At 47.7% G+C, this 24134-nt stretch carries 22 protein-coding genes and 1 other annotated feature; of the genes, 19 read left to right on the top strand and 3 right to left on the bottom strand.

The features are described from left to right. Window positions 1–49: 49 nt before the first annotated feature. Window positions 50–279: a binding site (T-box leader), on the top strand. A gap of 50 nt (window positions 280–329) precedes the next feature. From AC3B4V_RS06445 to AC3B4V_RS06435, 3 genes are all read left to right on the top strand, one after another. Then, entirely contained in the window at window positions 330–2966 is a 2637-nt protein-coding gene (locus tag AC3B4V_RS06445) for a valine--tRNA ligase (RefSeq protein WP_410755937.1), read from the top strand. Window positions 2967–3020: 54 nt separating this feature from the next. Further along, on the top strand, window positions 3021–4250 hold the full coding sequence (locus AC3B4V_RS06440) for a bifunctional folylpolyglutamate synthase/dihydrofolate synthase (RefSeq protein WP_488378000.1): 1230 nt from the start codon (window positions 3021–3023) through the stop codon (window positions 4248–4250). A gap of 74 nt (window positions 4251–4324) precedes the next feature. Next, window positions 4325–6109, top strand: coding sequence for a hypothetical protein (locus tag AC3B4V_RS06435; protein ID WP_488377999.1), 1785 nt, complete (start codon window positions 4325–4327; stop codon window positions 6107–6109). A 33-nt stretch (window positions 6110–6142) separates the two neighbouring features. On the opposite strand, the gene AC3B4V_RS06430 is transcribed toward AC3B4V_RS06435, so the two are convergent. From AC3B4V_RS06430 to AC3B4V_RS06420, 3 genes are read right to left on the bottom strand one after another with little or no spacing between them, the layout of a single operon-like run. After that, window positions 6143–7852: a type II secretion system protein gene (locus tag AC3B4V_RS06430; RefSeq protein ID WP_488377998.1), complete on the bottom strand. Its 1710-nt coding sequence runs from the start codon at window positions 7850–7852 to the stop codon at window positions 6143–6145. A gap of 16 nt (window positions 7853–7868) precedes the next feature. Beyond that, window positions 7869–8456: a PilW family protein gene (locus tag AC3B4V_RS06425; protein WP_488377997.1), complete on the bottom strand. Its 588-nt coding sequence runs from the start codon at window positions 8454–8456 to the stop codon at window positions 7869–7871. Further along, the gene (locus AC3B4V_RS06420; RefSeq protein WP_488377996.1) at window positions 8410–8904 is read right to left on the bottom strand and encodes a type IV pilus modification PilV family protein; all 495 of its coding nucleotides are present in this window, start codon (window positions 8902–8904) and stop codon (window positions 8410–8412) included. Before AC3B4V_RS06420 ends, AC3B4V_RS06425 begins: the two co-directional genes overlap by 47 nt. A gap of 351 nt (window positions 8905–9255) precedes the next feature. On the opposite strand from AC3B4V_RS06420, the gene AC3B4V_RS06415 reads away from it, so the two are divergent. From AC3B4V_RS06415 to minD, 16 genes are all read left to right on the top strand, one after another. Continuing rightward, window positions 9256–10422 carry a G5 domain-containing protein gene (locus AC3B4V_RS06415; protein WP_488377995.1) on the top strand — a complete coding sequence of 389 codons (1167 nt, stop codon included), beginning with the start codon at window positions 9256–9258 and terminating at the stop codon, window positions 10420–10422. Window positions 10423–10438: 16 nt separating this feature from the next. Further along, complete coding sequence (locus AC3B4V_RS06410; protein WP_488377994.1) at window positions 10439–10753, top strand: hypothetical protein; 315 nt, start codon at window positions 10439–10441, stop codon at window positions 10751–10753. 8 nt (window positions 10754–10761) lie between these two features. Beyond that, entirely contained in the window at window positions 10762–12426 is a 1665-nt protein-coding gene (locus tag AC3B4V_RS06405) for a GspE/PulE family protein (protein ID WP_488377993.1), read from the top strand. After that, window positions 12423–13469: a type IV pilus twitching motility protein PilT gene (locus AC3B4V_RS06400; RefSeq protein WP_488377992.1), complete on the top strand. Its 1047-nt coding sequence runs from the start codon at window positions 12423–12425 to the stop codon at window positions 13467–13469. The genes AC3B4V_RS06405 and AC3B4V_RS06400 overlap by 4 nt, the downstream gene beginning before the upstream one ends. Window positions 13470–13473: 4 nt before the next feature. Next, window positions 13474–14691, top strand: a complete 1218-nt coding sequence (locus AC3B4V_RS06395) for a type II secretion system F family protein (protein WP_488377991.1) — start codon at window positions 13474–13476, stop codon at window positions 14689–14691. A 138-nt stretch (window positions 14692–14829) separates the two neighbouring features. Continuing rightward, on the top strand, window positions 14830–15330 hold the full coding sequence (locus AC3B4V_RS06390) for a type II secretion system protein (protein WP_488377990.1): 501 nt from the start codon (window positions 14830–14832) through the stop codon (window positions 15328–15330). Window positions 15331–15387: 57 nt separating this feature from the next. Beyond that, on the top strand, window positions 15388–16143 hold the full coding sequence (locus AC3B4V_RS06385) for a prepilin peptidase (protein ID WP_488377989.1): 756 nt from the start codon (window positions 15388–15390) through the stop codon (window positions 16141–16143). An 18-nt stretch (window positions 16144–16161) separates the two neighbouring features. Continuing rightward, a complete protein-coding gene (locus AC3B4V_RS06380; protein ID WP_488377988.1) occupies window positions 16162–17898 on the top strand; it encodes a fimbrial assembly protein in 1737 nt (578 codons plus the stop codon). Continuing rightward, window positions 17895–18626 carry a hypothetical protein gene (locus tag AC3B4V_RS06375; protein WP_488377987.1) on the top strand — a complete coding sequence of 244 codons (732 nt, stop codon included), beginning with the start codon at window positions 17895–17897 and terminating at the stop codon, window positions 18624–18626. Before AC3B4V_RS06380 ends, AC3B4V_RS06375 begins: the two co-directional genes overlap by 4 nt. A 107-nt stretch (window positions 18627–18733) precedes the next feature. Then, a complete protein-coding gene (locus AC3B4V_RS06370) occupies window positions 18734–19309 on the top strand; it encodes a Maf family protein (protein WP_488377986.1) in 576 nt (191 codons plus the stop codon). Between the two features lie 46 nt (window positions 19310–19355). Then, window positions 19356–19988, top strand: coding sequence for a RadC family protein (gene radC / locus AC3B4V_RS06365; protein WP_050677672.1), 633 nt, complete (start codon window positions 19356–19358; stop codon window positions 19986–19988). Window positions 19989–20150: 162 nt separating this feature from the next. Then, the gene (locus AC3B4V_RS06360) at window positions 20151–21185 is read left to right on the top strand and encodes a rod shape-determining protein (RefSeq protein WP_029342258.1); all 1035 of its coding nucleotides are present in this window, start codon (window positions 20151–20153) and stop codon (window positions 21183–21185) included. Between the two features lie 14 nt (window positions 21186–21199). Then, window positions 21200–22084 carry a rod shape-determining protein MreC gene (mreC, locus tag AC3B4V_RS06355; protein WP_195864665.1) on the top strand — a complete coding sequence of 295 codons (885 nt, stop codon included), beginning with the start codon at window positions 21200–21202 and terminating at the stop codon, window positions 22082–22084. After that, entirely contained in the window at window positions 22077–22580 is a 504-nt protein-coding gene (gene mreD, locus AC3B4V_RS06350; RefSeq protein WP_023468949.1) for a rod shape-determining protein MreD, read from the top strand. Before mreC ends, mreD begins: the two co-directional genes overlap by 8 nt. A gap of 3 nt (window positions 22581–22583) precedes the next feature. Continuing rightward, complete coding sequence (locus tag AC3B4V_RS06345; RefSeq protein ID WP_035406484.1) at window positions 22584–23258, top strand: septum site-determining protein MinC; 675 nt, start codon at window positions 22584–22586, stop codon at window positions 23256–23258. Window positions 23259–23308: 50 nt separating this feature from the next. Further along, the gene (minD, locus tag AC3B4V_RS06340; RefSeq protein ID WP_029342255.1) at window positions 23309–24112 is read left to right on the top strand and encodes a septum site-determining protein MinD; all 804 of its coding nucleotides are present in this window, start codon (window positions 23309–23311) and stop codon (window positions 24110–24112) included. Window positions 24113–24134 lie beyond the last annotated feature (22 nt).

Raw genomic sequence — 24134 nt, 5'->3', positions numbered from 1 at the left:
TCTTGACGATTACTTGAAGTCTCGGCTAAAATGAGTAAAGAAGAAAATGGCAACAGCGATGACGGGAAGAGTAGTCCTGTATTCGTACCGGTGTAGAGAACACATCCTTGGCTGAAAGATGTGACGGGCGAACAGGAGGAAGGTCACCCCACGAGCTGGTATCGTAAGTCTTACGAGCGATATCCGTCCTCCACACGTTACGTGGCTCGAGGGCATCCGATTATGGATGAACTAAGGTGGTACCGCGGAAAAAAGCAACGGCTTTCTTTCGTCCTTAGCATAGGACGAGAGAAGCCGTTTTTATTATGGACAAAAAGGGAGCGATCAGGATGCAGGAATTATCAATGCCAACGAAGTATGATCCGCAGGCAACGGAAGAAAAATGGTACGACTTTTGGGTGAAAGGTGACTATTTCAAAGCCGATCAGGATCCAGAAAAAGAGCCGTACACGATCGTCATTCCACCACCGAACGTCACAGGTAAATTGCATCTCGGTCACGCATGGGACACGACGTTACAAGACATGCTGACACGGATGAAGCGGATGCAAGGGTTCGACGTCCTTTACCTACCAGGAATGGATCATGCCGGTATCGCGACGCAAGCAAAAGTCGAACAAAAACTGCGGGCAGAAGGACAATCACGCCTTGAAATGGGTCGTGAGAAATTCCTCGAGCAATCATGGGCATGGAAAGAAGAGTACGCGTCAACGATCCGTGCACAATGGGCAAAACTTGGTCTCGGACTCGATTATTCGCGTGAACGCTTCACGCTTGACGAAGGATTGTCAGAAGCGGTTCAAGAAGTCTTCGTGAAACTTTACGAAAAAGGCTTGATCTACCGCGGCGAATACATCGTTAACTGGGACCCAGCAACAAAAACAGCGATCTCAGATATCGAAGTCATCTATAAGGATATTGAAGGTGCGTTCTATCACTTCAGCTATCCACTAACGGACGGTTCAGGTCACGTTGAACTAGCGACGACACGTCCTGAGACGATGCTCGGTGATACAGCGATTGCCGTGAATCCGAAGGATGAGCGTTATGCTCACCTCGTCGGAAAAACGATCACGTTACCAATCGTTGGTCGCGAGATTCCGATCGTTGCCGATGACTATGTCGACATGGAGTTCGGTACAGGTGTCGTTAAAATCACACCAGCCCACGACCCGAACGACTTCGAAGTCGGTAACCGTCACGAGTTACCACGTGTCCTCGTCATGAATGAAGATGGAACGATGAACGAGAACGCAGGGAAATACGAAGGTATGGATCGCTTCGAATGCCGGAAACAAATCGTTGAAGATTTAAAAGCAGAAGGTGTTCTAATCAAAATCGAACCACACTTGCACTCTGTCGGTCACTCGGAGCGTTCAGACGCGATCGTTGAGCCGTATCTCTCACTCCAATGGTTCGTTAAAATGGAGCCACTCGCGCAAAAAGCACTTGAGGAGCAACAAGGACCAGACAAGGTTAACTTCGTTCCACAACGCTTTGAGAACACATATGTACGCTGGATGGAAAACATCCGTGACTGGTGTGTCAGCCGTCAACTGTGGTGGGGACACCGGATTCCGGCTTGGTACCATAAAGAAACAGGTGAAGTCTACGTTGGCAAGGAAGCACCAGCCGATATCGAGAACTGGGAGCAAGACAACGATGTCCTCGATACATGGTTCTCTTCAGCGCTTTGGCCGTTCTCGACGATGGGGTGGCCGAATACGGACGCTGCTGATTATCAAAAATACTTCCCGACATCGACACTCGTTACGGGTTATGACATCATCGCTTTCTGGGTATCACGGATGATCTTCCAATCGTACGAATTCACAGGACAACGTCCATTCCAAGACGTCTTGATCCACGGATTGATTCGTGATTCGGAAGGACGCAAGATGTCGAAATCCCTCGGGAACGGAATCGACCCGATGGATGTCATTGAGAAGTACGGTGCCGATTCACTCCGTTGGTTCTTAACGACAGGATCAACGCCAGGGAACGATCTCCGTTTCTACTGGGAAAAAATCGAAGCAACATGGAACTTCTCGAACAAACTGTGGAATGCAAGCCGTTTTGCCTTGATGAACATGGATGGTCTAACGTTTGATCAGATCGATTTGACAGGCGAGAAGTCACTCGCAGATAAATGGATTCTGACACGCTTACAGACGACGATCGACGATGTGACGCGTCTGTCGGATAAATATGAATTTGGTGAAGCGGGACGAATTCTTTATCACTTCATCTGGGAAGACTTCTGTAACTGGTACATCGAGATGGCGAAATTACCACTCAACGGGGAAGATGAAGCAGCGAAGCAGACGACGCGTTCGGTTCTTGCCTATACGCTCGACCGGATCATGCGTCTGATGCATCCATTCATGCCGTTCATCACGGAAGAGATCTGGCAACACTTACCGCATGAAGGCGAAACGATCACACGTGCCGCGTGGCCAACACGCGAGACGTCACTCGACTTCCCGGAAGCTGTTCCAGCATTCGAAGCGGTTCAGAACGTCATCCGTTCGGTTCGTAACATCCGCGCCGAAGTGAACGCACCGATGTCGAAACAGATCCAACTGTTCATCTCGACGAATGACGCACGTGTTCAAGACGACTTGTCGTCAAACAGCTCGTACTTGCAAAAGTTCACGAACGCGTCTGAACTCCGGATTGAAGAACAGATGCCGGCGCCAGAAAAAGCAATGAGTGCGATCGTAACGGGAGCAGAATTGTTCATCCCACTCGCGGACTTGATCAACATCGAGGAAGAAATCGCGCGCTTGAATAAAGAACTCGTCAAGTATACGAAAGAAGTCGAACGGGTCGAGAAAAAACTCAACAACCCTGGCTTCGTCGGCAAAGCACCAGCACATGTCATTGATGAAGAAAAAGCGAAGGCACTTGATTATACGGAAAAACGTCAAGCTGTCGAAGCACGCATCAACGAACTCTCACACTAATTACAGCAGTGGCTCAAGTCTCCTTGAGCCACTTTTTTTAAAGGAGCGAACAGCATGAGGACGCGAGAAGATGTATTGGATTGGTTATCGAGCTTACTAGCATTCGGTGTTAAACCAGGCCTTGAACGGATGCAGGCGATGTTACTGGAATTACAGATTGACCCAGACGCGATTCCGACGATTCATGTCGCTGGCACGAACGGAAAAGGATCGACGGTTGCGTTCTTACGTGAGATGGGAATTGCGGAAGGATTACGAATCGGGACGTTTACGTCGCCGTATATCATTCAGTTCGAGGAACGGATCATGTTGAATGGGATACCGATTGCAGAAGACGATCTCGTCGCATCTGCGATCGCTGTTCAAGCGGCCATCGGGCGCATCGATCCGGCACTCGGTACGGTCACTGAGTTCGAGGCATTAACAGGACTTGCCTTCTATTATTTTGATCAGATTCGTCCCGATTTCGTCATCTATGAAGTCGGTCTCGGTGGACTGTATGATTCGACGAACGTCTTCAAGAAGCCGGTCGCCGCGATCATCACGTCAATCGGGCACGATCACCAAGCGATTCTCGGAGATACGCTCCAAGAGATTGCTTTACAAAAGTTCGGCATCATCAAACAAGGAACACCGGTCATCGCCGGAAAACTGCAGGAAGAGCTGACCGTGCCGTTAATGGCGTATTGCGGGGACCGGAATGCGACGTTGAAATGGAGTCAGGAAGCCATCATTCGTTACCGCTTAAAAGAGACGGGGACCTGGGCGACGTATGATGGAATACCAGAGACACGCTTAGGGCTCGAAGGTCATCATCAAGTCCATAATGCGGCGAATGCCGTCATTTGTGCGCGGCGACTTGGGTGGTCGAAAGCGGCAATCCGAAAAGGACTACGGGAGGCAAAACATCCGGGACGGTTTGAGATCATCTCGCGTAAACCACGGATCATTCTCGATGGTGCGCATAATCCGGAAGGCATCACGGCACTCGTTGAACGGTTAAAAGAGGAATCAAAACCCGTGACGTTGCTCTGTTCGATTTTGCGTGACAAAGATCGGACGGCGATGCTAACACAGTTACGTAGCATTACACCAGATATTTATGAGACGACGTTTGATTTTCCACGAGCGCGGACGATAGAGGAGTTGCAGCAAGAAGGCGCCAACGTGACGACGGTCGAAGCGTTCTTCAATCAATTAAGCGCTGAGCGAACATACGTCGTGACGGGATCACTCTATTTCATTAGTGAAGTACGAAGATACTGGGAATTAATTAAAAAATAGGTAAAAAGTCGTAAAAGGGCGTACAATGAAACTAATAGTGTCATTATAAAATTCATGTACAAGGAGCGTCCTTGATGAGAGCTTATAAACTGCTGGCTTCACTTGTATTCATCGTCTTCTTACTCGGGATAGGTCTTGGTTACACGAGTGCGAAAAACAGTTGTTTTGACAATGGAACACCGATCGCCTCCCGTGATTTAAACGTTCAAAAAGCATTCGTGAAAAACGTAACGCCTAATAGCGACGACGATTTAGTCGCGATGGATTATTCGATTGAGTTAAATCGAATCGGTCAAAAATACATCACCGGTAATTGCGGAAATTCAAAGTCCGGGACGTTTGCGATCGGGGAACTCAACTTCGAAGAACTTTTACCTGATGGATTTACGTTTGAAGGTGTTGTCATGGAAGGTCTAAGCACGAAACTATTATCTTCGACTGATCTCATCCAAGACGGTAAGACCGTCTTCTTTGAAAAAATAAACAGTACAACAACACAACAAAAAGTAATGTTGCATTTCCCACATGTCGTGGAGTTCGAACCGGTTCGAGCCGGGAAAAGTGGAAATGGAGCAATTAAGTCATGGAATCCCTATATCGTTCGCTATGATGAGAATGGAAACTCGATTAGCAAGACGGCAGGAAACACACTGACATGGCGTTTTATTTTACGGACAGCACCAAAAGCCGGGACAGTTACGTTTAACGGGACACAAGCCCTGTTTAATTCGACAGCATCTGTAAGTCAATCGATGTCACGTCCGAACGGAAATGCGTGGGGGTATTGTAAGTTCGCTAACCATAAAAAATGTACATCAAATAGTTCATTGATCGAGTATGAGACACCTTTTGAGACTACAACACTTCAACTCTACAATCGACCGACGCTGAGCAGTTCTAGATCTGATTTGTATGTCAACGAAACAGCTGCTTATACTTTTAAATGGAGTGAAGCATTTGCCAATACAAAGTCGACGTTTACAACGGATACAAGCTACTTAACGTTTAGTACACCAACTAACACAGCACCACAAATTGCGACGAGTCTTTCCGGTGTTCGACCGAAAGAATCATCTGCCATCAATGTGACGACTGTTTTCTCCGATTTCAAGAAAATCAATGGTACGTCTATTTCTTTGAATCATTCTGTACCGATTGCCGTCAAGTTGCCGAAAATCGTTTTAGCGGGATCTTTTGCGGATGCCTTGAAAAAGGAAATCAAAGTGAATCAACCAGATACTCTTGCATTTCGTCTAGTGACACAAGAGAATCAATCGTTTACACCGACTAAACCATTTACGTTCACGGTGACATCGTCTCTTCCGACAGCTCTCCCTGTCACATCACCGACTGACTTATTGACGGTACCTTTAAACGCTAAAACAAGCGCCAATGAAGTCACGGTGACGATTGGATTGAAAGATTTTTCAGGTAGTACTGTCGAGAAGAAACTGAAGATCATTGAAGATGGACTGACACTGAGTGCAAACGAGTTGAAAGTTCAAGTCGGCTCGAATGCAACACCTCTGTATGGATTCCGTGATCAAGCAGGGAGCAGCGCAATTCCGACCTGGTTCTCCGGATATCGTTTAACGATTGAATCGGGAGATACGGATGCGATCGAAATCGTGTCATCAACGACTGCCAATCGACCGATGATTAAAGGAAAGTCACGCGGGAAAGTGTATGTCCGGTTGACAGCTCTTGAAACGGTTGCGGTTGATACGGATAATAATCCGTCAACACCCGCAGTGGATCAGTTACAACCGAAACAGGTGAACGGTAGCGAAGTGTCCGCTCGCTTCAAAGTACTCGTTTATGAGGATCCGACGCAGATCAACACAAGCGATTTATATTAAAACGAAAAGCACACAGCCGCAGCTGTGTGTTTTTTATTGGGTATCTTTTCGTTGAGGAGGTTCGACGTACAGATGAATGCGATCGGTCACAGGTAATGAAGAAAGTTGATTTTTAATGATGTTGGCATCGTAATTCAGTTGAAGACGTGATTGTTGACGATCGCTCGAACTACGCATCCGGGAGACGAACTCTGTTAAATCTGTCGGATTAGTCGTCGTCGTAAAGCTACCACGGAATGTATTGATCGTTAAATTACCTTTCGTAAATAATCCACCGGAAATCGATAAGTTCGATCCAACGGTATAAATTCGATTATTCGTCATCGCATCACTGTATAAAAAGGCTTCAATCTCATTCGTAGCTTGCGAGAATTTATCAAATCGATTAATCAACAACTCGCCTTTACTGAGCAGAACCATCGAGTTGTTTTCAATCGATGAGATGTTCGCGTCGTCAATCGTAGTTTTCCCAAGAACAAAAATTGTCGTATTAAACGCCACGTTTCCACTGATTTTTAGATCACCGATGACGATCAAAGGACGAGAAATCTTCAATGGATTCGTTAACGTACGCACACTTTGAATCGATAGATTACCATTTAGAATAAGTGGACTTTCTGAGAAACCGATATCTTGATCGAGTAAAATTGCTGATAAAGGCGTTGTATAACTAGCGTTGGTGACGAGCAAATTATCGTTTGGATTGTCGATGGTCAGACTCTCGTCAAAGACGGTACTTGTCGCAGTAATCGGAAGAACTTTAATCCCATTCGTTTGTGGCAATGCAGTTCGTAGTTTTTCTACATCGATTTGTTTATCGGCTGTAGCGATGTTTGATTCCTGAATCGGTAAGTTATGTCGATGTAAATACTCGATAAACGAGTATAGATAGTTGAGTGACGAGAACTCGTACGGCGTTGAGACGACGCGTGTCAATTCAGAAGCATCAAGCCATGAGGAGATGGGTTCCGAAGCGTCTTGCCAAGAAGAGACGGATTCGCTACAGAACTTATTCGCCGTATTACAAATCTCAAACGGTTTTAAAGTAGGGTTTGGCGTTGGCGGACTGACATTGATAACGCCTTCGATGATTGGTTTTGCTGTCCAGTTGCCAGCGATAGATGGCGAATAAGCAGTTCCTTTGTAAGAGAAAAGTGGGATTTGTGATAAGCGAATCGGTTTAGTCGAAAAGACATTTCCTTTGATGCTCGGGGCACCGTTGAGTGTCAGCTGATTTTCCGAGCCGAGTACATGATACAAAAAGCTTGGAAGTGTCGAGAGTGAGACACGTTGTGTGTACGTGCGTTTCAATTCAGGCTGATCTGAAATATGCGAAGAGACGATAGCTGTGATTTCGACGATCTTGACATTATCAAGATCCTTTGCTGACGCATTCGCTGAAGTCACGAGTTTATATTGATATGTTCCAATCGATTGTGAGCCCTTCTTCAACAGACTTTCGTATGTAACGGGTGTCGTCGTGTTCGGTGTGTACATCAATTGTTCGAGTTGTTGCTTGAAATCAGCTGAGACAGGACGTGTCGTCGGAAAGGTGTTGTACAGTTTCGCGACACCTTCGTTCAGTAGCGAGCGGGCTTCGTAAGAGATGGAAACTTCTGTTTTTCGGATTTCTGTTGAGCGTTTCGTCTGCAGATTGATACCGATGACGACAAGGGCAAGCGTTGAGACGACTGCTAGTGTGACGAGGACAAAGATCAATGTGTACCCTTCTTGTTTTTTCATAGTTAATATTTCACCTCTAGAAGCCGATACCACTTTGAAGGGAAAGTAATTTCTCTTCTTGTGTGGATTGAATTTTTAAAGCAATTTCTAATATTCCGTGTTGGTAGTAGGTGACACCATTGATTGTCATCGGAGTCGCCTTTTTGATCCGAAACTGAGAAGCATCACCCGTATTCGATAACAGTAACTCGTCTTCTCGATCAGTCAATGTCAGTGCTCCTTCACCAAACCGCAGGACCTTGATCGGCTTCGGATTCATGATCATGTTCTGATCATTGATTCGAACGAGTAATCCGGAATCGGGATCGACGTTTAACGGCGTTGCGTCGTAAAGCGATAACGTTTGACCGTCGTCGCTTAATCGTACGAAATCGTATCCGCTCGTCGTAATATCAGATAAGACGGAACTAATCATGATATCAGCCTCTGACCGGACGTCACTGATGGCGTCGGTTTGTTTAAAACTTTTTGCACCGAGTAGGAAAACGGTTAAAATAACCGCACTCAGTATCGAGGCGATGACGATACTGACTAAAATCTCAATCAGTGATAAGCCTTCATCGCGCCGATAAATCAAACGGAAATTCTTGATTAAGCTGTTCATTACTTAAGACTCCTTTTAAGGAAAATAGAATGTCGCTTGATTGGTCCTTTTTGATCGTCAAGGTGGTATTCAACAAGCGAGGATCGTTACCTGTAGTTGAGTTGACTTGTAAATTGATACGGTATTGCGTTCCGTTGACGACAGGTGCGAATACTTGATTACAGATCGCTACGTTAGTATCCGACGCTGGGCAGATATCAAACGTACTTTTTCCGACTTGAGTCTTTAATTGATTGAAGTATAAAGGAGACGTCTTGACGAGCGTTTCCCGCTGTAAATAAGAAGCCGCATAGGAAGTCAGATTAACCGCTGTCGTCTCGTCCATACTAGAGTGGCTCGAACGTAAAGATTGAGAAAAAATACTGATCAAGGCGATCGACACAATCGACAAGATGACGACGCTGACGAGTACCTCAATTAAAGAAAACCCGTTTTCTTTCTGGACCATGAAATGAACTCCTTTTGAAGAATAGATATAACGCCTCATATTTTTAAAATGCAAAAGAAAACAGTATATGTAAGGAAAAGGCTACGCTTTCACTTATTCATTCATTATAATGGAAATACTAGATACCTGAAATGATTAATTGATACAGAAAGGAAACAGATGATGATTAACTTTAAGCGTTTTGCTGTACATACTCTTTTGCTCCTTTTACTCGTCGCCCTTATCTATGTCCCTTCGTTTGCCTTGATTTCATTTACGGGCAAAGCGACAGAAACTACGACATTCTCTGAAACGGCAAGAATCGGATCTGTACCCGTCAGTGGTATGGAAAGGAACGAAGCGAAGTCTACTGTGGAAAAAGCAGTGACAGAATGGACGAAAAAGACACCGTTGACGACAGGGACCGGAGAAGAGACGACACCGATTCCGACCAACGTTGTAGCGATTGATGTTGCGACGACTGTCAAAAAAGCGTCATTAAAAAAAGGTGGAGATTTGGTCGTTCGGATTGACGAAGTGAATTTGGAAAGTTATTTAGCGTCGCAACCGATTAGTTACACACCAGAACAAAAACAAGCATTTGAAGGTTGGTTGATCAAAACAAGTAAAACGTTAGCAGAGGGCAACTATGATCCTTCTGAAACGGACACGACGTCGGATGCTTCTGAGACGGTCGTTTCAAGTGTCGCCTTTACGACACGGTCTGCTGCAGAAGAGCAAATGATCACAGCAATGGCAAACGTCGAGATTAAAGCAGGGCAACTGATGAACGTTAAGACGTACGGCATGGATGCTGTAGCGGGATCATATGTCGGTAGTAAATTGTATGAATTGTTTGCAAAAACACCGTTTGAAATCGTCGAGCGGATGCCGCATGCTACGTTACCAGACGGAATCACACTCGGATATGATGTACGAATTGATGAAAAAACAGACTTTGCTGTCCGTAACACACAAGCCGTCACGTATCGATTGGTCGCGCTTCAAAATGGCAGTGATGTCACGTTGGAACTTCGGGGAACACCATTCAAAGAGACGGTCACTACAGTCTTAGAAGGCGAAAAAACGATTCCATATCGGACGATCACACGTTATTCGTCGACATTGACAGCCGGATCAACAAGTGACACACAAGCTGGGGAAGAAGGGAAATCCATCGAGGTCTATCGCGTCGTGAAATCAGCGAAAGGCGAGAAAAAACAATTGTTAGCGCTCGACTTTTACGCGGCAATCCCGGCAATCGTCACGAAAAGTAATCAAGCTGAACCTGTACCGGTGACGCCACCCGTCGATGAAACGACAGATGATAACGGAACGGATACGACAGAACCGGCGACTGATACACCATCTACAGATACACCAGCAACTGACACGACAGAACCTGATACGAACGTAGATACACCGGAATCACCAACGACACCGGATAATCCGACATCACCAACATCTCCAAGTAGTGATGAGACGGGTGATCCCGCATCACCTGTCGATGACGAAACAACAGGTGAACCTGTCGGCTAAGAAAGGGGAAATAGCGATGAACTGGACGACAATCGCGATTGAATTAGGAATCATCATCGGACTAGCTACGATTGTATGTGGGTTGATGTTCGCCGTCACGATTCCATATGTGACTTCGATGGCAGCTAAAGCGATTTTATCGATGGCAACGATTGTCATCGTGACCTTGATTTATTTCAGCATTCAGCTCGACTGGATGACGAACCCACTTGTACCGGTCGGAATTTTCATGTTATGTGTCATCACGGCTGCTGTGACGAGTGTGATTGATGAAAAGAAACAACGACCGGATGTGTTAGAGGCAGAAGAAACATGGCACGCGGAAGGATGACGATTTAAATGGCAATGAAGCGTAAGCGTTTGGGTGAAATGTTGATCGAAGAGAGTGTCGTGACAGAAGCACAAGTGAATGAAGCGTTGACCGTCAAACGATCGACGGAAAAATTGGGAGATGCCCTGTTACGATTAGGTCATTTGACGGAACAACAGTTATTGGAAGCTTTACATCATCAACTTAATATCCCGATCATTCATTTGTATAACTACCCGGTAGATGTCGCTGTCACGAAACTGATCTCGAAAGACTTAGCTCAACGTCATAATCTTGTTCCGATTTACCGGGAAGGAAATCGGCTGTTCATCGCGATGGCTGATCCCTTGGACTTGATTGCCATTGATGACTTACGGATGCAGACCGGTCTTCTGATTGACGTCGGTATTGCCACCCGTGAAGAAGTCCGACGAACGATCCTAAAGTATTACGACATTGATTCCTCCTTACGGGAATTACTCGAATCAGACGATGTCATGACGAATGAACAGATTGCCGACGTCGTCAACCGAGAGGAAGCGCCAGTCATTCGTCTCGTCAATCAAATTCTTGAAAATGCGATTGCGCAACGTGCGTCGGATATTCATATGGACCCGCAAGAATCGTCGATGACGATTCGGATTCGAATCGATGGAGAACTCCGGACGGAAAACAATTATCCGAAACAAGTGCAGAACATTTTAACGACACGAATCAAGGTCATGAGTGAACTTGACATCACAGAGTCTCGACTACCGCAAGATGGACGGATTAAGTATGTCTTCAATGGTTTGCCATATGACTTCCGGGTCTCGACCTTACCGACTGTTTATGGTGAAAAGGTCGTCATCCGGATTCTCGACAGCTCGAACTCGAACATCTCGATTTCAAAAATTGGTTTTAGTGCGCGTAACGAGTCGCAGTTCCGGGAGATGCTGAAGCGTCCAAACGGGATCATCTTGATCACCGGTCCGACCGGTTCCGGGAAATCCTCGACGTTATATGCAGCGTTGAATGAGTTGAATGACGAGTCACGCAATATCATCACTGTTGAAGATCCGGTCGAGTACCAAGTCGACGGCATCAATCAGGTGCAAGTCAACGCGAAGATCGGTCTGACATTCGCGAGTGGTCTTCGCTCGATTCTACGTCAGGATCCAAACGTCGTCATGGTCGGGGAAATCCGGGATATCGAGACAGCGGAGATTTCAATTCGTGCCTCGCTGACAGGACACTTGGTTCTTTCGACCTTGCACACGAACTCTGCCGTCAGCTCCATCACGCGATTGATTGATATGGGGGTCGAACCGTTCCTAGTTGCTGCATCCGTCAGTGGATTGATCGCGCAACGACTCGTTCGTCGAGTGTGCCGCGATTGTGGAGAAGTGCATCCAATTTCGACGCGAGAACAAGAATTGTTTGATCAAGAAGAAATCGAGGCGACGACGGTCATGCGGGGACGTGGTTGTCCGTCATGTAACATGACCGGATACCGTGGACGTGTCGCGATTCAGGAAGTGATCATGATCGATGAAGTCTTGCGGCGGATGATCATGAATCAATCGACAGAGGGCGAAATTACCGCGCATGTCAAATCACAAGGACAACGCTTCTTGCTTGCAGATGGATTATCAAAAGTTGCTCAAGGTATCACGACGACAGAAGAAATATTACGGACGGTGATTTCTGAATGAACAGTACGATTGAACGTGCCCAAATCGAGGATATCCTACGCTCCTCCAAAGAACAAGATGCATCAGATGTCCACATCACGGCGGGATCACCACCCGTTTTTCGGATCAATGGAACGTTAGCACCGTTTGGGACGGAAAAAATGAAACCAGTAATCATTGATGGATTCGTTCGCTCGTTGATCACGGACGAGATGTATCAGCAATTAAAACAAGATCGTGACATTGACTTTTCGTTTGGAGTACCGGGCGTCGCTCGGTACCGGGTCAACTGTTTTTATCAACGGGGCGCATTATCGATGGCCTTTCGGACGATCCCGACGGAAGTACCGACGCTTGAGCAATTAGCATTGCCTCCTGTTCTGAAGCGTTTCTTGACGAAACCGCACGGCTTGATTCTTGTGACGGGTCCGACCGGCTCCGGGAAATCGACGACACTTGCTGCGATGATCAATGAAATCAATCAGACGATGTATAAACGGATCATCACGCTCGAAGATCCAATCGAATACTTACATAGTCATCATAAAAGTCTGATTGATCAGCGGGAGATCGGAATAGATGCGCCACGTTTCGCGACCGGATTACGGTCGGCGCTCCGTCAAGATCCGGATGTCATCTTGCTTGGTGAGATGCGTGATCTTGAGACGATCGCGACTGCCGTTACGGCTGCCGAAACCGGTCACCTCGTCTTTGCGACGGTCCATACGTCGACCGCGGCCTCAACGGTCAGTCGGATCATCGATGTCTTTCCGTCAGAGCAACAAGACCAAATTCGGGCTCAGCTGGCAAACGTTCTTGCAGGTGTCATCTCGCAACGACTGATGCCTCGCACGGACGGGTCAGGACGTGTCGCGGCACTCGAGATCATGGTCGATACACCAGCCGTCTCGAACTTGATTCGGACTGGCAAGGAATATCAAATTCAATCCGTCCTGCAGACGGGTAAACAATACGGTATGCAGACGATGCAAATGGCGTTACAGGATCTCGTCAGTCGAGGCTTGATTCCATCATCTGCTGCAACACCGTACATATCGGGGTGAAAACATGGCAGTATTCACGTATGAAGGTCGCACGATGGCCGGTAAACGAAAGAAGGGTAAAATCACGGCGCTGACGAAACGAGAAGCCGCTGAAAAACTGCGAACGGATCAAATCGCCGTGACATCGCTTGAGAAACAGGAGTCAAAAGGACTGAATACGGAGATTACGTTTCTTAGTCCTAAACCGAAAATCGAACATCTTGTCATGTATGCACGTCAGTTCGCGACGCTTGTGCGATCGGGTGTCTCAATCGTCAAGGCAACGGAAATCCTTCGAAAACAGACGGAATCAAAGCCGCTTGAGCGAGCATTGATCGAAGTCGAGGATGACTTACGCAGTGGGATTCAATTTTCAAAAGCGATCGAGAAACATCCTCGTGTCTTTGACACGTTTTTCGTCAGTATGGCAATGGCGGGGGAAGCGAGTGGTAACTTAGAGGAAGCACTTGAGAATATCGTGACGCAGCTCCAAAAACAGTATGAAATCAAACGAAAGGTCATCTCGGCACTGATTTATCCAGCAGTCGTTTCGCTGGTTGCTGTAGGGGTCGTCGTGTTCCTGATGATGAACGTCGTACCGACGTTTGCGTCGATCTTTGATCAACTCGGGAGTGAGTTGCCATTGATCACGAAACTTGTCGTCGCGGTTTCTGATTTCTTCGTCGCGTACTGGTGGGTCATGTTGTTAGTTGCCTTTGGATTGATTGGATTACTTTACTTTAATTTAAAAAACGAACGACAACGTCTCTTTTTTGATCGGTTTTTACTAATTATCCCTGTATTTGGTCCACTGATTCAAAAGTCACAAATCGCCTTGATGACGCGTGGTTTATCTGTATTATTGAACGCATCGGTCCCGATTTTGGCATCGCTTGATATTACGGAACGGATCGTCACGAATCGGATCATCCGTAAAGGGATCGCGGGTGCCAACGAAGCGATGGCACGCGGGATTCCGATGCACGAGCCGCTCGAGAAAAACAAATATTTTCCACCTCTCGTCACACAGATGATCGCCATCGGCGAAGAGACAGGACGTCTTGATTCGATGTTGACAGAGGTCGCGAACTTCTATGAGACAGAGGTTGAGACGACGACGGACCGATTGAAGTCGATCATTGAACCGTTATTGATCGTTGTATTAGCGGCAATAGTTGGTGTTATCGTCATCGCAGTCGTCGTACCAATGTTTAAAATTTACTCGGATATACAAGCGAGTTGACAATTGTAAAAACATTTACCTGATGTGAAAAAAAGACATATTCTACAAAAAATATGGTGCTACTATAATAGTATTCATCTGGATAGTATTACCTACTAGCCAAAAACAGTGAAAAAGTACTAGGGAGGCATAACGAAAATGGTAGAACGTTTAAAAGAAATCTGGTTAGATGCAAAACAAATGCGCGATGAGCGCGGACTGACGTTGATCGAGTTACTCGTCGTCGTCGTTATCTTAGGAATCATTGCAGCAATCGCTGTCGTCGCAATCGGTGGATTGATTGAGAACTCACGTAAGGATGCGCAAGTATCGAATGCGAAACAACTTGTTAGTGCAGCAAAGTTGAAAGCTTCTGCTGATGCTGTAGGAATTAAAACAGGGGACGAACTTGATTTTAAAGACGATGGTACTGGCGAATTAGATAACTATATTGATTCGTTAAAAGATCCAATGAACGAAGATAAGGATTATAAGACTGCTTCGGTTACCGTAGCGAAAACTACTGGTGGTAAGTTTACTTATACAGTTAAATTAGTTGGAGCTAACGGAATTGCTTATTTCGAAAATGTTAAAGATACTGGTTTGAAGCGTGCCGCAGTATCTGACAAAGAAGAAACAGCTACAACAACAACACCATAATTCCCACCCCCTCCTCGGGGGTTTTTTTCTGAACTTTTTTGAAAGGGAGGTCGTGTCATGACGATCGTCTTCACGGTTTATTTTTTCTTGTTAGGCTTACTCATCACGTCGTTTACGAACGTCGTCGGTCTGCGCGTTCCGGTCGGGGAGTCGATCGTTCATCCGCGCTCCCATTGTCCGACGTGTGGACATGTTCTTAGACCGCTCGAATTAACACCGGTACTCGGTTACGCAGTACTCGGTGGGAAGTGCCGCTCTTGCGGACAATCGATCTCAATCAAGTATCCAGCGCTTGAATTACTCGGAGGGATCCTCTACGCCTATGCCTTCTGGCAGTTCGGCTGGTCGATGGAACTCGCATTGACGCTCGTCCTGACGAGCTTGTTGTTCATCCTGACGATGTCGGACTTAGCCTACATGCTGATCCCGAATAAAATTTTGCTCATCTTTTTGCCGATTGCCTTGATTGTGCGCTACCTTTCTCCACTCGAAAACTGGTATAATCCAATTATTGGTGGAATCGTCGGATTCGTTCTATTGTTCGTCATCTTTCTTGCTTCCCGGCGTGGGATGGGGGCAGGCGATGTCAAGCTGTTCGGACTGCTCGGAATCTTCCTCGGACCGCTTCACGTCGTCATTGCTTTGTTCGTCTCAGCATTCGTCGGTTCCGTTCTTGGGTTAACGTTACTTGGACTCGGACGCGTGAAACGGAAACAACCAATTCCCTTCGTTCCGTCGATTGCTGTCGGAACATTACTGACATATTATTTTGCGGATGATTGGGTGTCGTGGTACCTCGATTTACTGCTTTAAGAAAGGAAGAACGTACATATGGCGCAACGGCGTAAAGGTACTTATATTTACTTTAATTTCACCGATGTCGCAATCTTCGGTGCAGTCGTCAAAAAAGGCGTCATTAAGCGCCGGGCAGTCGTCGCACTGCCGCCAGGAACACTGCAAGGAGGCTGGTTACAACCGGAAGCCTCGCTTGATTTCATCTTTGACGGGTTATTGACGAAGCTGAAAGTACCACGCGGCTCGCAAGCGGTACTTGCGCTTGATGGTTCACTCGTTCTCGCCCGGAAGCTCGATATTCCGGAGACGATTGAGACGAATCAAATCCGCGGTTACTTGTTCATGGAAATCGGACATAGTATCGTCCTGCCGTTTGAAGAACCGTATTTTGATTACACGGTTCTGGAAGAAGACGGGAAACGGGAAATCATGCTATATGCCGCGCCAAACGAGGCGCTCAAGCAATACACACAACTGTTCAAACAAAAACACTTGCGCCTCGTTGCTGCCGAACCCCAACCGCTTGCGACCTACTTCGGGATCGAAGCCCATCATTCGGTCGCGACGGAAGCCGATACGTTATTGATTTGGAATGCGAATGCGACGAACCATCAGCTGATCATCATCGAAGACCATGTTCCGCGTCTGATTCGCTCGGTTGATACGTTTGCGGCTGACGCGTGGGATGTTGATGTCATCGACGACCAACTACATTACCGTTACCGTTCGGATGATCCGACGGTCGAACTTGTCTTAGATGAGATGTTACTCGAGTTCTCACGTGTGCTTGATTTCTATCGTTTTTCACTCGCGCGCGAAGGACGGGAAATCACGAACGTCGTCCTTGCCGGCGACTTCCCGTTCCGTGATGAACTGGCGACGCGTTTTCGGTCGAACTTTGATTTAAGTTTAGACGAAATTCCTGACATGATGACAATCGACGGACAGTCGATTCCACGGGCCTACTTACCACTCGCTGGTCTTGCTTCACCGCGAAAAGACCGCATCAACTTGTTACCGGAAAACGATGAAGCACCGAAGTATCCACTCGTCGCTTCATTGATCCTCTTATTGTTCGGCGGACTCGTCGGTGGTTATCTCTACTGGCAAACGGATCAATTCGCGGATCGCGTCGAATCAACGAACGATCAAATTCAGATCGTCCGTCAATTGCAGTCGGAATCGGATCAATCGGCAAAACAGGAAGTCGCGCAACTTAAACAAACGGTTGAAGGTCTTGAGACGACTCCTCGTCCTGCTGTACCAACACTTGAGCGGATTACCCGTTATCTCCCGGAGCGTGGTTACATTCTTCAATTCGCTTATGGGGCAGATCATGCCGTGACGATGACGACACAGTTCGAGACGCTTGATGAACTGAACGATTTTTATCGTGAGCTGTTGACGGATAAAGTCTTCTCAGGAACGAATCTTGCGAGCGTGACGACACGGACGATGAACGAAAAGGCCGACGTCGTCACGACAACGACGGTTGATCCGACGACCGGACAAGAAGTCCCGACGACGGAAATTACACCGTCTGACGATGCCAAATCAGAAGAACCCCGTTATATCGGACAATTCTCGTTAAACGTCAACCCGACGGAAGTCGTCAAAGGTGAGACGAACGAGGCTGATCCGGAAGTACCAAAAGAAGATCAGCCGTCTGAATCGGAAACGGATGGCTCGACGGAAGAGACTCCTGAGACCGATACGACGGAGACGACTGATCCGAATGTAACGACTGAAATCGAGGAGGTGCCGGACAATTGAAACGTTATAGTAGCTTCATCCTCCTCGGTCTAACGATTTTGATCGTCCTCGGTGCGGTTGGTTACTTCGGTTATACGACCTATACGACGCATCAAACGCTTCAAGAAAAAGAAGCGACGTTAAAGCGAGAACAGATGATACTCGAGCAAGCGAAAGCGAACGAACAGAAAGTCGACGTCGCTGAATCGAGCTTCCTCCAGCAAAAAGTCCCGGTGACGGCGTCAAACGATGACGTCATCGATGCGATCAATGCGTCGAGTCAGATTGCCGGTGTCAAAGTCCAGTCGATCACGTTTGGTCAGGCGACAGAGACAGCACCACAGTCACCGGTTACCTCAACACCTGCTGTTGACGGAGCGATGGCGACGGAGTCTGATCAGGCAGCTGCAGCTTCATCTGCAACGACGGGAACGACCACAGCGAATGCAACACCGCTTCCGGCATCACTAACAGTCGAAGCCCCGTCGTATGTTGAATTAATGGCATTCCTGAAGCAAATCGAGCGGACGGATCGAATCACGGTCTTACGCCAAATCCAGTTGTCGGGACCGGAAGAGCCGGGTCCAGGCAGTGGAACAGTCTTACTTGAGGATGAGATGCTCTCATTCACAGTCGAGATCGAGTCGTATTATCGTCCGGATTTGACGAAGTTGACGCCGGATAAACAAACGCCACTCGAGGAGAAGACACCGAAGTCGGATCCATTTGTCGATGTGACAGGAAATTAAGGTTCATTTGGCGGTTCCTACTCTGTTAGGGACCGCTTGTTTTTTGTTAGACTAAACGATGACTCGAATTATCCGATTCGAAATTAACGGGAAAGAACGTGATACTGATGATAACGCAACCACACTTGATTCTCGCGTCGGCTTCACCACGGCGGACGGAGCTCCTACAACAAATCGGCATTCCTCATGAAGTCGTACCAGCGAATATCGTCGAAGAAGCGCCGTACCCGATGACACCACACGAGTACGTCCGTCATCTATCACAAAAGAAAGCGCGAGCGATTACAGCAGATGGTGTCATTCTGGCTGCTGATACGGTCGTCGCGATCGATGACATGATTCTTGAGAAGCCGGCGGATATTTCTGAAGCGCGGGCGATGCTAGCTCGTCTGTCAGGACGCGCTCATGAAGTCGTGACAGGGGTGACGATTCGCTTCGGGGAGAAGGAAGAGACGTTCGACGTGACGACGCACGTCCGTTTTGGTGTATTACCAGACGAGTGGATGGAAGGCTATATCGCGACGAACGAGCCCTATGATAAAGCGGGTGGCTATGGCATCCAAGCGATGGGTGGTCTGTTCGTCGAGGCGATCGAGGGCGATTACTATAATGTCGTCGGACTGCCGATCCACGAGATCACAAAACGTCTCGCGTCCTTTGAAATCAAGCCGATGTTTGCGTAATTCTGAAACAGAGAGGTCGGATGCTGTGATTGAATGGCCGAAGGATATGGTTCAGTTGAAAGGCTTGGCACAAGCGACGACAGTCGAGTTGCTGGCGTGTCTCGTCCGAAGTGGGACGCGCGACCGGACACCACTTGAAATCGCGGAAGAATTACTGCACATTTATCCTTCATTGATCGAACTCGAGGCAGCGGGAGTCGGCGGACTTGAAAAAGCACCTGGGGTCGGGAAGGCGAAGGCACTACAAATCATGGCTGGACTAGAACTTGGTCGTCGTCTCGTCACGGAACCGAAATGGGTGCGGCCGACGATCCGCTCACCGGAAGACGCAGCGGAACTGTTGTTAGAAGAGATGCGCCTCTATCAGCAGGAACACTTCATCTGTCTGTATTTGAATACGAAAAATGAGGTCGTCTCGAAAAAGACGTTATTCATCGGAGGATTGAACACGTCGATCGTCCACCCGCGAGACGTCTTCCGGGAAGCGATTCGCTGCTCGGCTGCGAACTTCATCGCCGTCCACAATCATCCGTCTGGTGACCCGACGCCAAGTCGGGAAGATATCGAGGTATCAGAGCGACTCGTTGAGGCGGGACGACTCATTGGAATCAGTTGTCTTGACCACATCATCATCGGGCATGGACAATTTATTAGTATGAAACAGCGCGGATTTATGTAAGAATAACGTCTGAAGGGAAAGCTTCGATTCTTTCCGTCAGACGTTTTTTTGTGTGTTTTCTAAGGCGAACTGTAAACAAGCTGTAACGTTTTAACGCTTTCCAATGAAGGCTTTTCCGTTATAATTAGTGAAGTGTATTCTCAGAGAGGGGTTTTTTGAATAATGTTTGGATCATTCAGCCGTGAAATCGGCATTGACTTAGGTACGGCTAACACGCTTGTGTATGTAAAGGGGCAAGGAATCGTCGTCCGCGAACCGTCCGTCGTCGCCTTCCGTACGGATACAGGGAAAATTGAAGCTGTCGGTAACGCGGCGAAAAACATGATCGGTCGTACGCCGGGTAACGTGACTGCACGACGCCCGATGAAAGACGGGGTTATCGCGGATTATGAAACAACCGCTACGATGATCAAATATTTCATGGATCAAGCTTCGAAGAAAAAAGGCTTGTTCTCTTCTAAGACGAACGTCATGATCTGTGTACCAAGTGGTATCACATCGGTCGAAAAACGTGCGGTCGAAGATGCAGCGAAACTTGCAGGTGCGCGTGAAGCGTACACGATCGAAGAACCATTCGCAGCAGCAATCGGTGCTGGTCTTCCGGTTTCAGAACCAACAGGATCGATGGTCGTTGATATCGGTGGTGGTACGACAGAAGTTGCTGTCATCTCACTCGGTGGTATCGTCACGAGCCAATCGATCCGTGTCGGTGGTGATGAGATGGATGAGTCGATCATTCGTTACATCAAATCGAAGTACAACTTGATGATCGGGGAGCGGACAGCTGAGACGTTGAAAATGACGATCGGTTACGCTCGCATCGATGAAGAGTCAGAGAACGAAACGATGGAAATCCGTGGACGTGACCTCGTCACAGGTCTTCCGAAACAGATTGAAGTCACAAGTGCGGAAATTTGTGACGCACTCTCGGATACGGTCGAAGCGATTCTTGCAGGTGTCAAGCACACGCTTGAGCAGACGCCTCCTGAATTATCAGCAGACGTCATGGACCGCGGAATCGTCTTGACAGGCGGTGGGGCACTCTTGAAGAACCTCGACGCTGTCATCGAAGACGAAACACGTATTTTGACACTCGTTGCAGAAAATGCACTCGATTGTGTCGCGATCGGTACAGGAAAATCACTCGAGATGATGAATGTTCTTCGTTCGAAATCAGGCATCTCGCAAAAAAGATAAGGACGGGATGAGCGATGAAGCGATTTTTAAATAATCGAAAACTGCTCATCACACTCCTTAGTTTTCTCCTTTTGGTGATCTTGATCGGGATTTCGCTACAAGGGCGTAACCAATCCCACTGGTATCAAAGCTTCGTGCGTGATACCGTGGGCGTCGGTCAACGCCTTTTCGCGACACCGATTGGCTGGATTGATGATACGGTCACTTCGATTAAAGAAGTGCGTGACGTGTACAAAGAGAACGAACACTTGAAATCACGCTTAAGTGACTATGCCGGCAATGCCGTCAAAGTCCGTGATCTTGAACGTGAGAATAAAGAATTGAAAGACATGCTCGACCTGAACGGATCGATTCGCGACTACAAATTGTTACCGGCAGAGATGATCGGTCGGACATCGTCCGAATGGCAACGGTTCGTCACGATTAACATCGGCGAACAAAAAGGAGTCAAGCCGAACATGGCCGTCGTAACAGCAGATGGACTGATCGGTCGCGTCATCCAGGCGAGTGCTTATACATCCCTCGTGCAGTTGATGTCGGATACGAGTCGAACGAATAACGTCTCGGCAACGGCAGACGACACGAAAGGAAAAGGGGTCTTCGGTACGATCGAAGGCTTTGATGAAGAGACGAAATTACTCAAGTTCACGAAAATTCCGAATGATGCGAAGCTGAAAAAAGGGCAGACCGTCACGACGTCCGGTCTCGGTGGGAAGTATCCGAGCGGAATTGTCATCGGAAAAATCGAGGAAGTGAAAGCCGATCAGTATGGGGCTTCGAAAATCGCATACGTCAAACCGGCAGCAGACTTCGAACAGTTCGGTCATGTCTTCGTGATTGAACGCGAAGCGAAGGAACCTTTCGCTGAGACCGATAAAGGAGGGGACACTCGTGAATAACGTTAAGTTGTTTTTCGCCGTGTTCCTTCTTTTTATCTTAGAAGGAACGTTGTTCGCAGGACCACTCGGAGATGGTTCGCCGTACGTTATCCATGCGACATTGATTGGTCTGATGTTCCTCGGTCGGTACGGAAAACTTGAACAGGCACTCGGATTCGGACTCGTTTTCGGATTGCTGTATGATTTCGTTTACTCCGATATCATCGGCATTTACTTATTTGCGTTATCCGCCATTCCGCTTTTTAGTAGCTTCGTGCTAAAATATGTAAAGGAGAACGTATTGACGATTCTTGTCACGTTCACGTTCAGTGCCATTTTGTATGAGCTCGATATATATTTCTTCACGGCTTCGGTCGTGGGTGTCGGAGTCTCCTTCCAGGAACTCGCGACACAGATCATTCCAAGGAGTCTAGTTGCGCAGCTGATCGGGATCATCATCCTGTATTATCCGATGACCCGGCTCGTGCAGTCGACCCTTGACGAGAAAAGAGGATGAGTCATGATTGAGCGTAAACGTTATGTAACGATGAAAGGTCATCGTGGTGGCCTCGCCGTCTATGTGAATGAAAGGTGCAGTGTGGATGAATTTCTTGACGATTTAGAGTTGACGCTTGCGGACAAATCCGTCGAGAACGGACGCGCCGTACCGATCACCTTCTTCTTCGGTCGACGTTATGTCGATGAAGGGGTGTTGACGGCCGTCGAATCTATCGTCGCGCGACATGATTCCTTCTCTTTCAAAGGTTATGACAGTGAGTGCATCACGAAGGACGAGGCAAAAGCCTTGTACGGAGAGCGAACGTTCCACTATTTCGGTGGCACGGCACGCAGTGGGCACGTATTAGACGTCGAAGGCTCGATCGTCATCATCGGAGATATCAATCCGGGAGCGGTCGTCCATGCGACAGGAAGTATCTATTGTCTCGGTGCTTTACGTGGTACCGTTCACGCAGGTAAAGGTGGCAATACGGAAGCCGTCATCGCTGCGAGTGTATTGCAACCGAAATGGGTCGCAGTCGCTGGCACCGTCCACGAAGAACCGGACGACGCACCGATTCCTGCTCTCGATATGGGTTGTGCATTTTTAGGCGAAGACGGGGTCGAATTCTCCCGCCTTCAAACCGTTCCGCTCGCGCGGATGGATCAGTTTGCGATTGATAGTGAAAGAGGGTGACGGATATGGAACAAGTGAAAGAACAGGTACATATGGAGGCGAAGACGAACATGGGACGCGCCATCGTCGTCACATCCGGTAAAGGTGGCGTCGGAAAGACAACGACGACTGCAAACATCGGAACAGCACTTGCATTGATGGGACATTCCGTTTGCCTCGTTGATACGGATATCGGGTTACGTAATCTGGATATCGTGCTTGGTCTTGATAACCGGAGTATCTATAACATCGTTGACGTCGTGACAGGGCAATGTAAATTGCACCAAGCACTCGTCCGCGATAAACGTTTTGAAGAGATGTATCTGTTGCCTGCTGCTCAATCAAAGGATAAATCCTCCGTCACACCCGAACAGGTGAAGGCAATCATCGATACACTGAAACTCGAATACGACTTCGTCTTGATCGATTGCCCTGCCGGAATCGAACAAGGCTTCATGAATGCAATCGCTGGAGCCGATGAAGCCGTCGTCGTGACGACACCGGAAAAAGCAGCCGTTCAAGATGCGGACCGCATCATCGGGATGCTCGAGCGCTCAGAACGAAACATCGTTCCGAAACTCGTCATCAACCGGGTGCGTTCACACATGATGGCATCAGGTGACATGCTCGACATCGATGAGATCATGCGTATCCTTTCGATTGATCTACTTGGTCTGATCATCGATGATGAAGAAGTCATCGCCGCTTCCCACCGTGGTGTGCCGGTGACGATGAATCCGGATAACCGGGCTGGACTCGGCTACCGGAACATTGCTCGCCGGATTCTCGGCGAATCTGTACCACTGCTTGATTTAAATGAACAACCGCAAAAAGGGTTCTTCGTCAAATTGAAGAAGATGCTTGGGATGAAATAAGAATGGGAAATTAGACTAGGAC

It is taken from the genome of Exiguobacterium sp. E17S, from assembly GCF_057772545.1.
The sequence above is the reverse complement of the archived record's forward strand: the minus strand, read 5'-3'. Positions and strand labels throughout refer to the sequence as shown.

What these genes read in the sequence shown, in the direction of transcription:
- AC3B4V_RS06445 (WP_410755937.1), top strand. Translation starts at nt 330, where the DNA reads ATGCAGGAATTATCAATGCCAACGAAGTATGATCCGCAGGCAACGGAA.
- AC3B4V_RS06440 (WP_488378000.1), top strand. Translation starts at nt 3,021, where the DNA reads ATGAGGACGCGAGAAGATGTATTGGATTGGTTATCGAGCTTACTAGCA.
- AC3B4V_RS06435 (WP_488377999.1), top strand. Translation starts at nt 4,325, where the DNA reads ATGAGAGCTTATAAACTGCTGGCTTCACTTGTATTCATCGTCTTCTTA.
- AC3B4V_RS06430 (WP_488377998.1), bottom strand. Translation starts at nt 7,852, where the DNA reads ATGAAAAAACAAGAAGGGTACACATTGATCTTTGTCCTCGTCACACTA.
- AC3B4V_RS06425 (WP_488377997.1), bottom strand. Translation starts at nt 8,456, where the DNA reads ATGAACAGCTTAATCAAGAATTTCCGTTTGATTTATCGGCGCGATGAA.
- AC3B4V_RS06420 (WP_488377996.1), bottom strand. Translation starts at nt 8,904, where the DNA reads ATGGTCCAGAAAGAAAACGGGTTTTCTTTAATTGAGGTACTCGTCAGC.
- AC3B4V_RS06410 (WP_488377994.1), top strand. Translation starts at nt 10,439, where the DNA reads ATGAACTGGACGACAATCGCGATTGAATTAGGAATCATCATCGGACTA.
- AC3B4V_RS06405 (WP_488377993.1), top strand. Translation starts at nt 10,762, where the DNA reads ATGGCAATGAAGCGTAAGCGTTTGGGTGAAATGTTGATCGAAGAGAGT.
- AC3B4V_RS06400 (WP_488377992.1), top strand. Translation starts at nt 12,423, where the DNA reads ATGAACAGTACGATTGAACGTGCCCAAATCGAGGATATCCTACGCTCC.
- AC3B4V_RS06395 (WP_488377991.1), top strand. Translation starts at nt 13,474, where the DNA reads ATGGCAGTATTCACGTATGAAGGTCGCACGATGGCCGGTAAACGAAAG.
- AC3B4V_RS06390 (WP_488377990.1), top strand. Translation starts at nt 14,830, where the DNA reads ATGGTAGAACGTTTAAAAGAAATCTGGTTAGATGCAAAACAAATGCGC.
- AC3B4V_RS06385 (WP_488377989.1), top strand. Translation starts at nt 15,388, where the DNA reads ATGACGATCGTCTTCACGGTTTATTTTTTCTTGTTAGGCTTACTCATC.
- AC3B4V_RS06380 (WP_488377988.1), top strand. Translation starts at nt 16,162, where the DNA reads ATGGCGCAACGGCGTAAAGGTACTTATATTTACTTTAATTTCACCGAT.
- AC3B4V_RS06370 (WP_488377986.1), top strand. Translation starts at nt 18,734, where the DNA reads ATGATAACGCAACCACACTTGATTCTCGCGTCGGCTTCACCACGGCGG.
- radC (WP_050677672.1), top strand. Translation starts at nt 19,356, where the DNA reads ATGGTTCAGTTGAAAGGCTTGGCACAAGCGACGACAGTCGAGTTGCTG.
- AC3B4V_RS06360 (WP_029342258.1), top strand. Translation starts at nt 20,151, where the DNA reads ATGTTTGGATCATTCAGCCGTGAAATCGGCATTGACTTAGGTACGGCT.
- mreC (WP_195864665.1), top strand. Translation starts at nt 21,200, where the DNA reads ATGAAGCGATTTTTAAATAATCGAAAACTGCTCATCACACTCCTTAGT.
- AC3B4V_RS06345 (WP_035406484.1), top strand. Translation starts at nt 22,584, where the DNA reads ATGATTGAGCGTAAACGTTATGTAACGATGAAAGGTCATCGTGGTGGC.
- minD (WP_029342255.1), top strand. Translation starts at nt 23,309, where the DNA reads ATGGGACGCGCCATCGTCGTCACATCCGGTAAAGGTGGCGTCGGAAAG.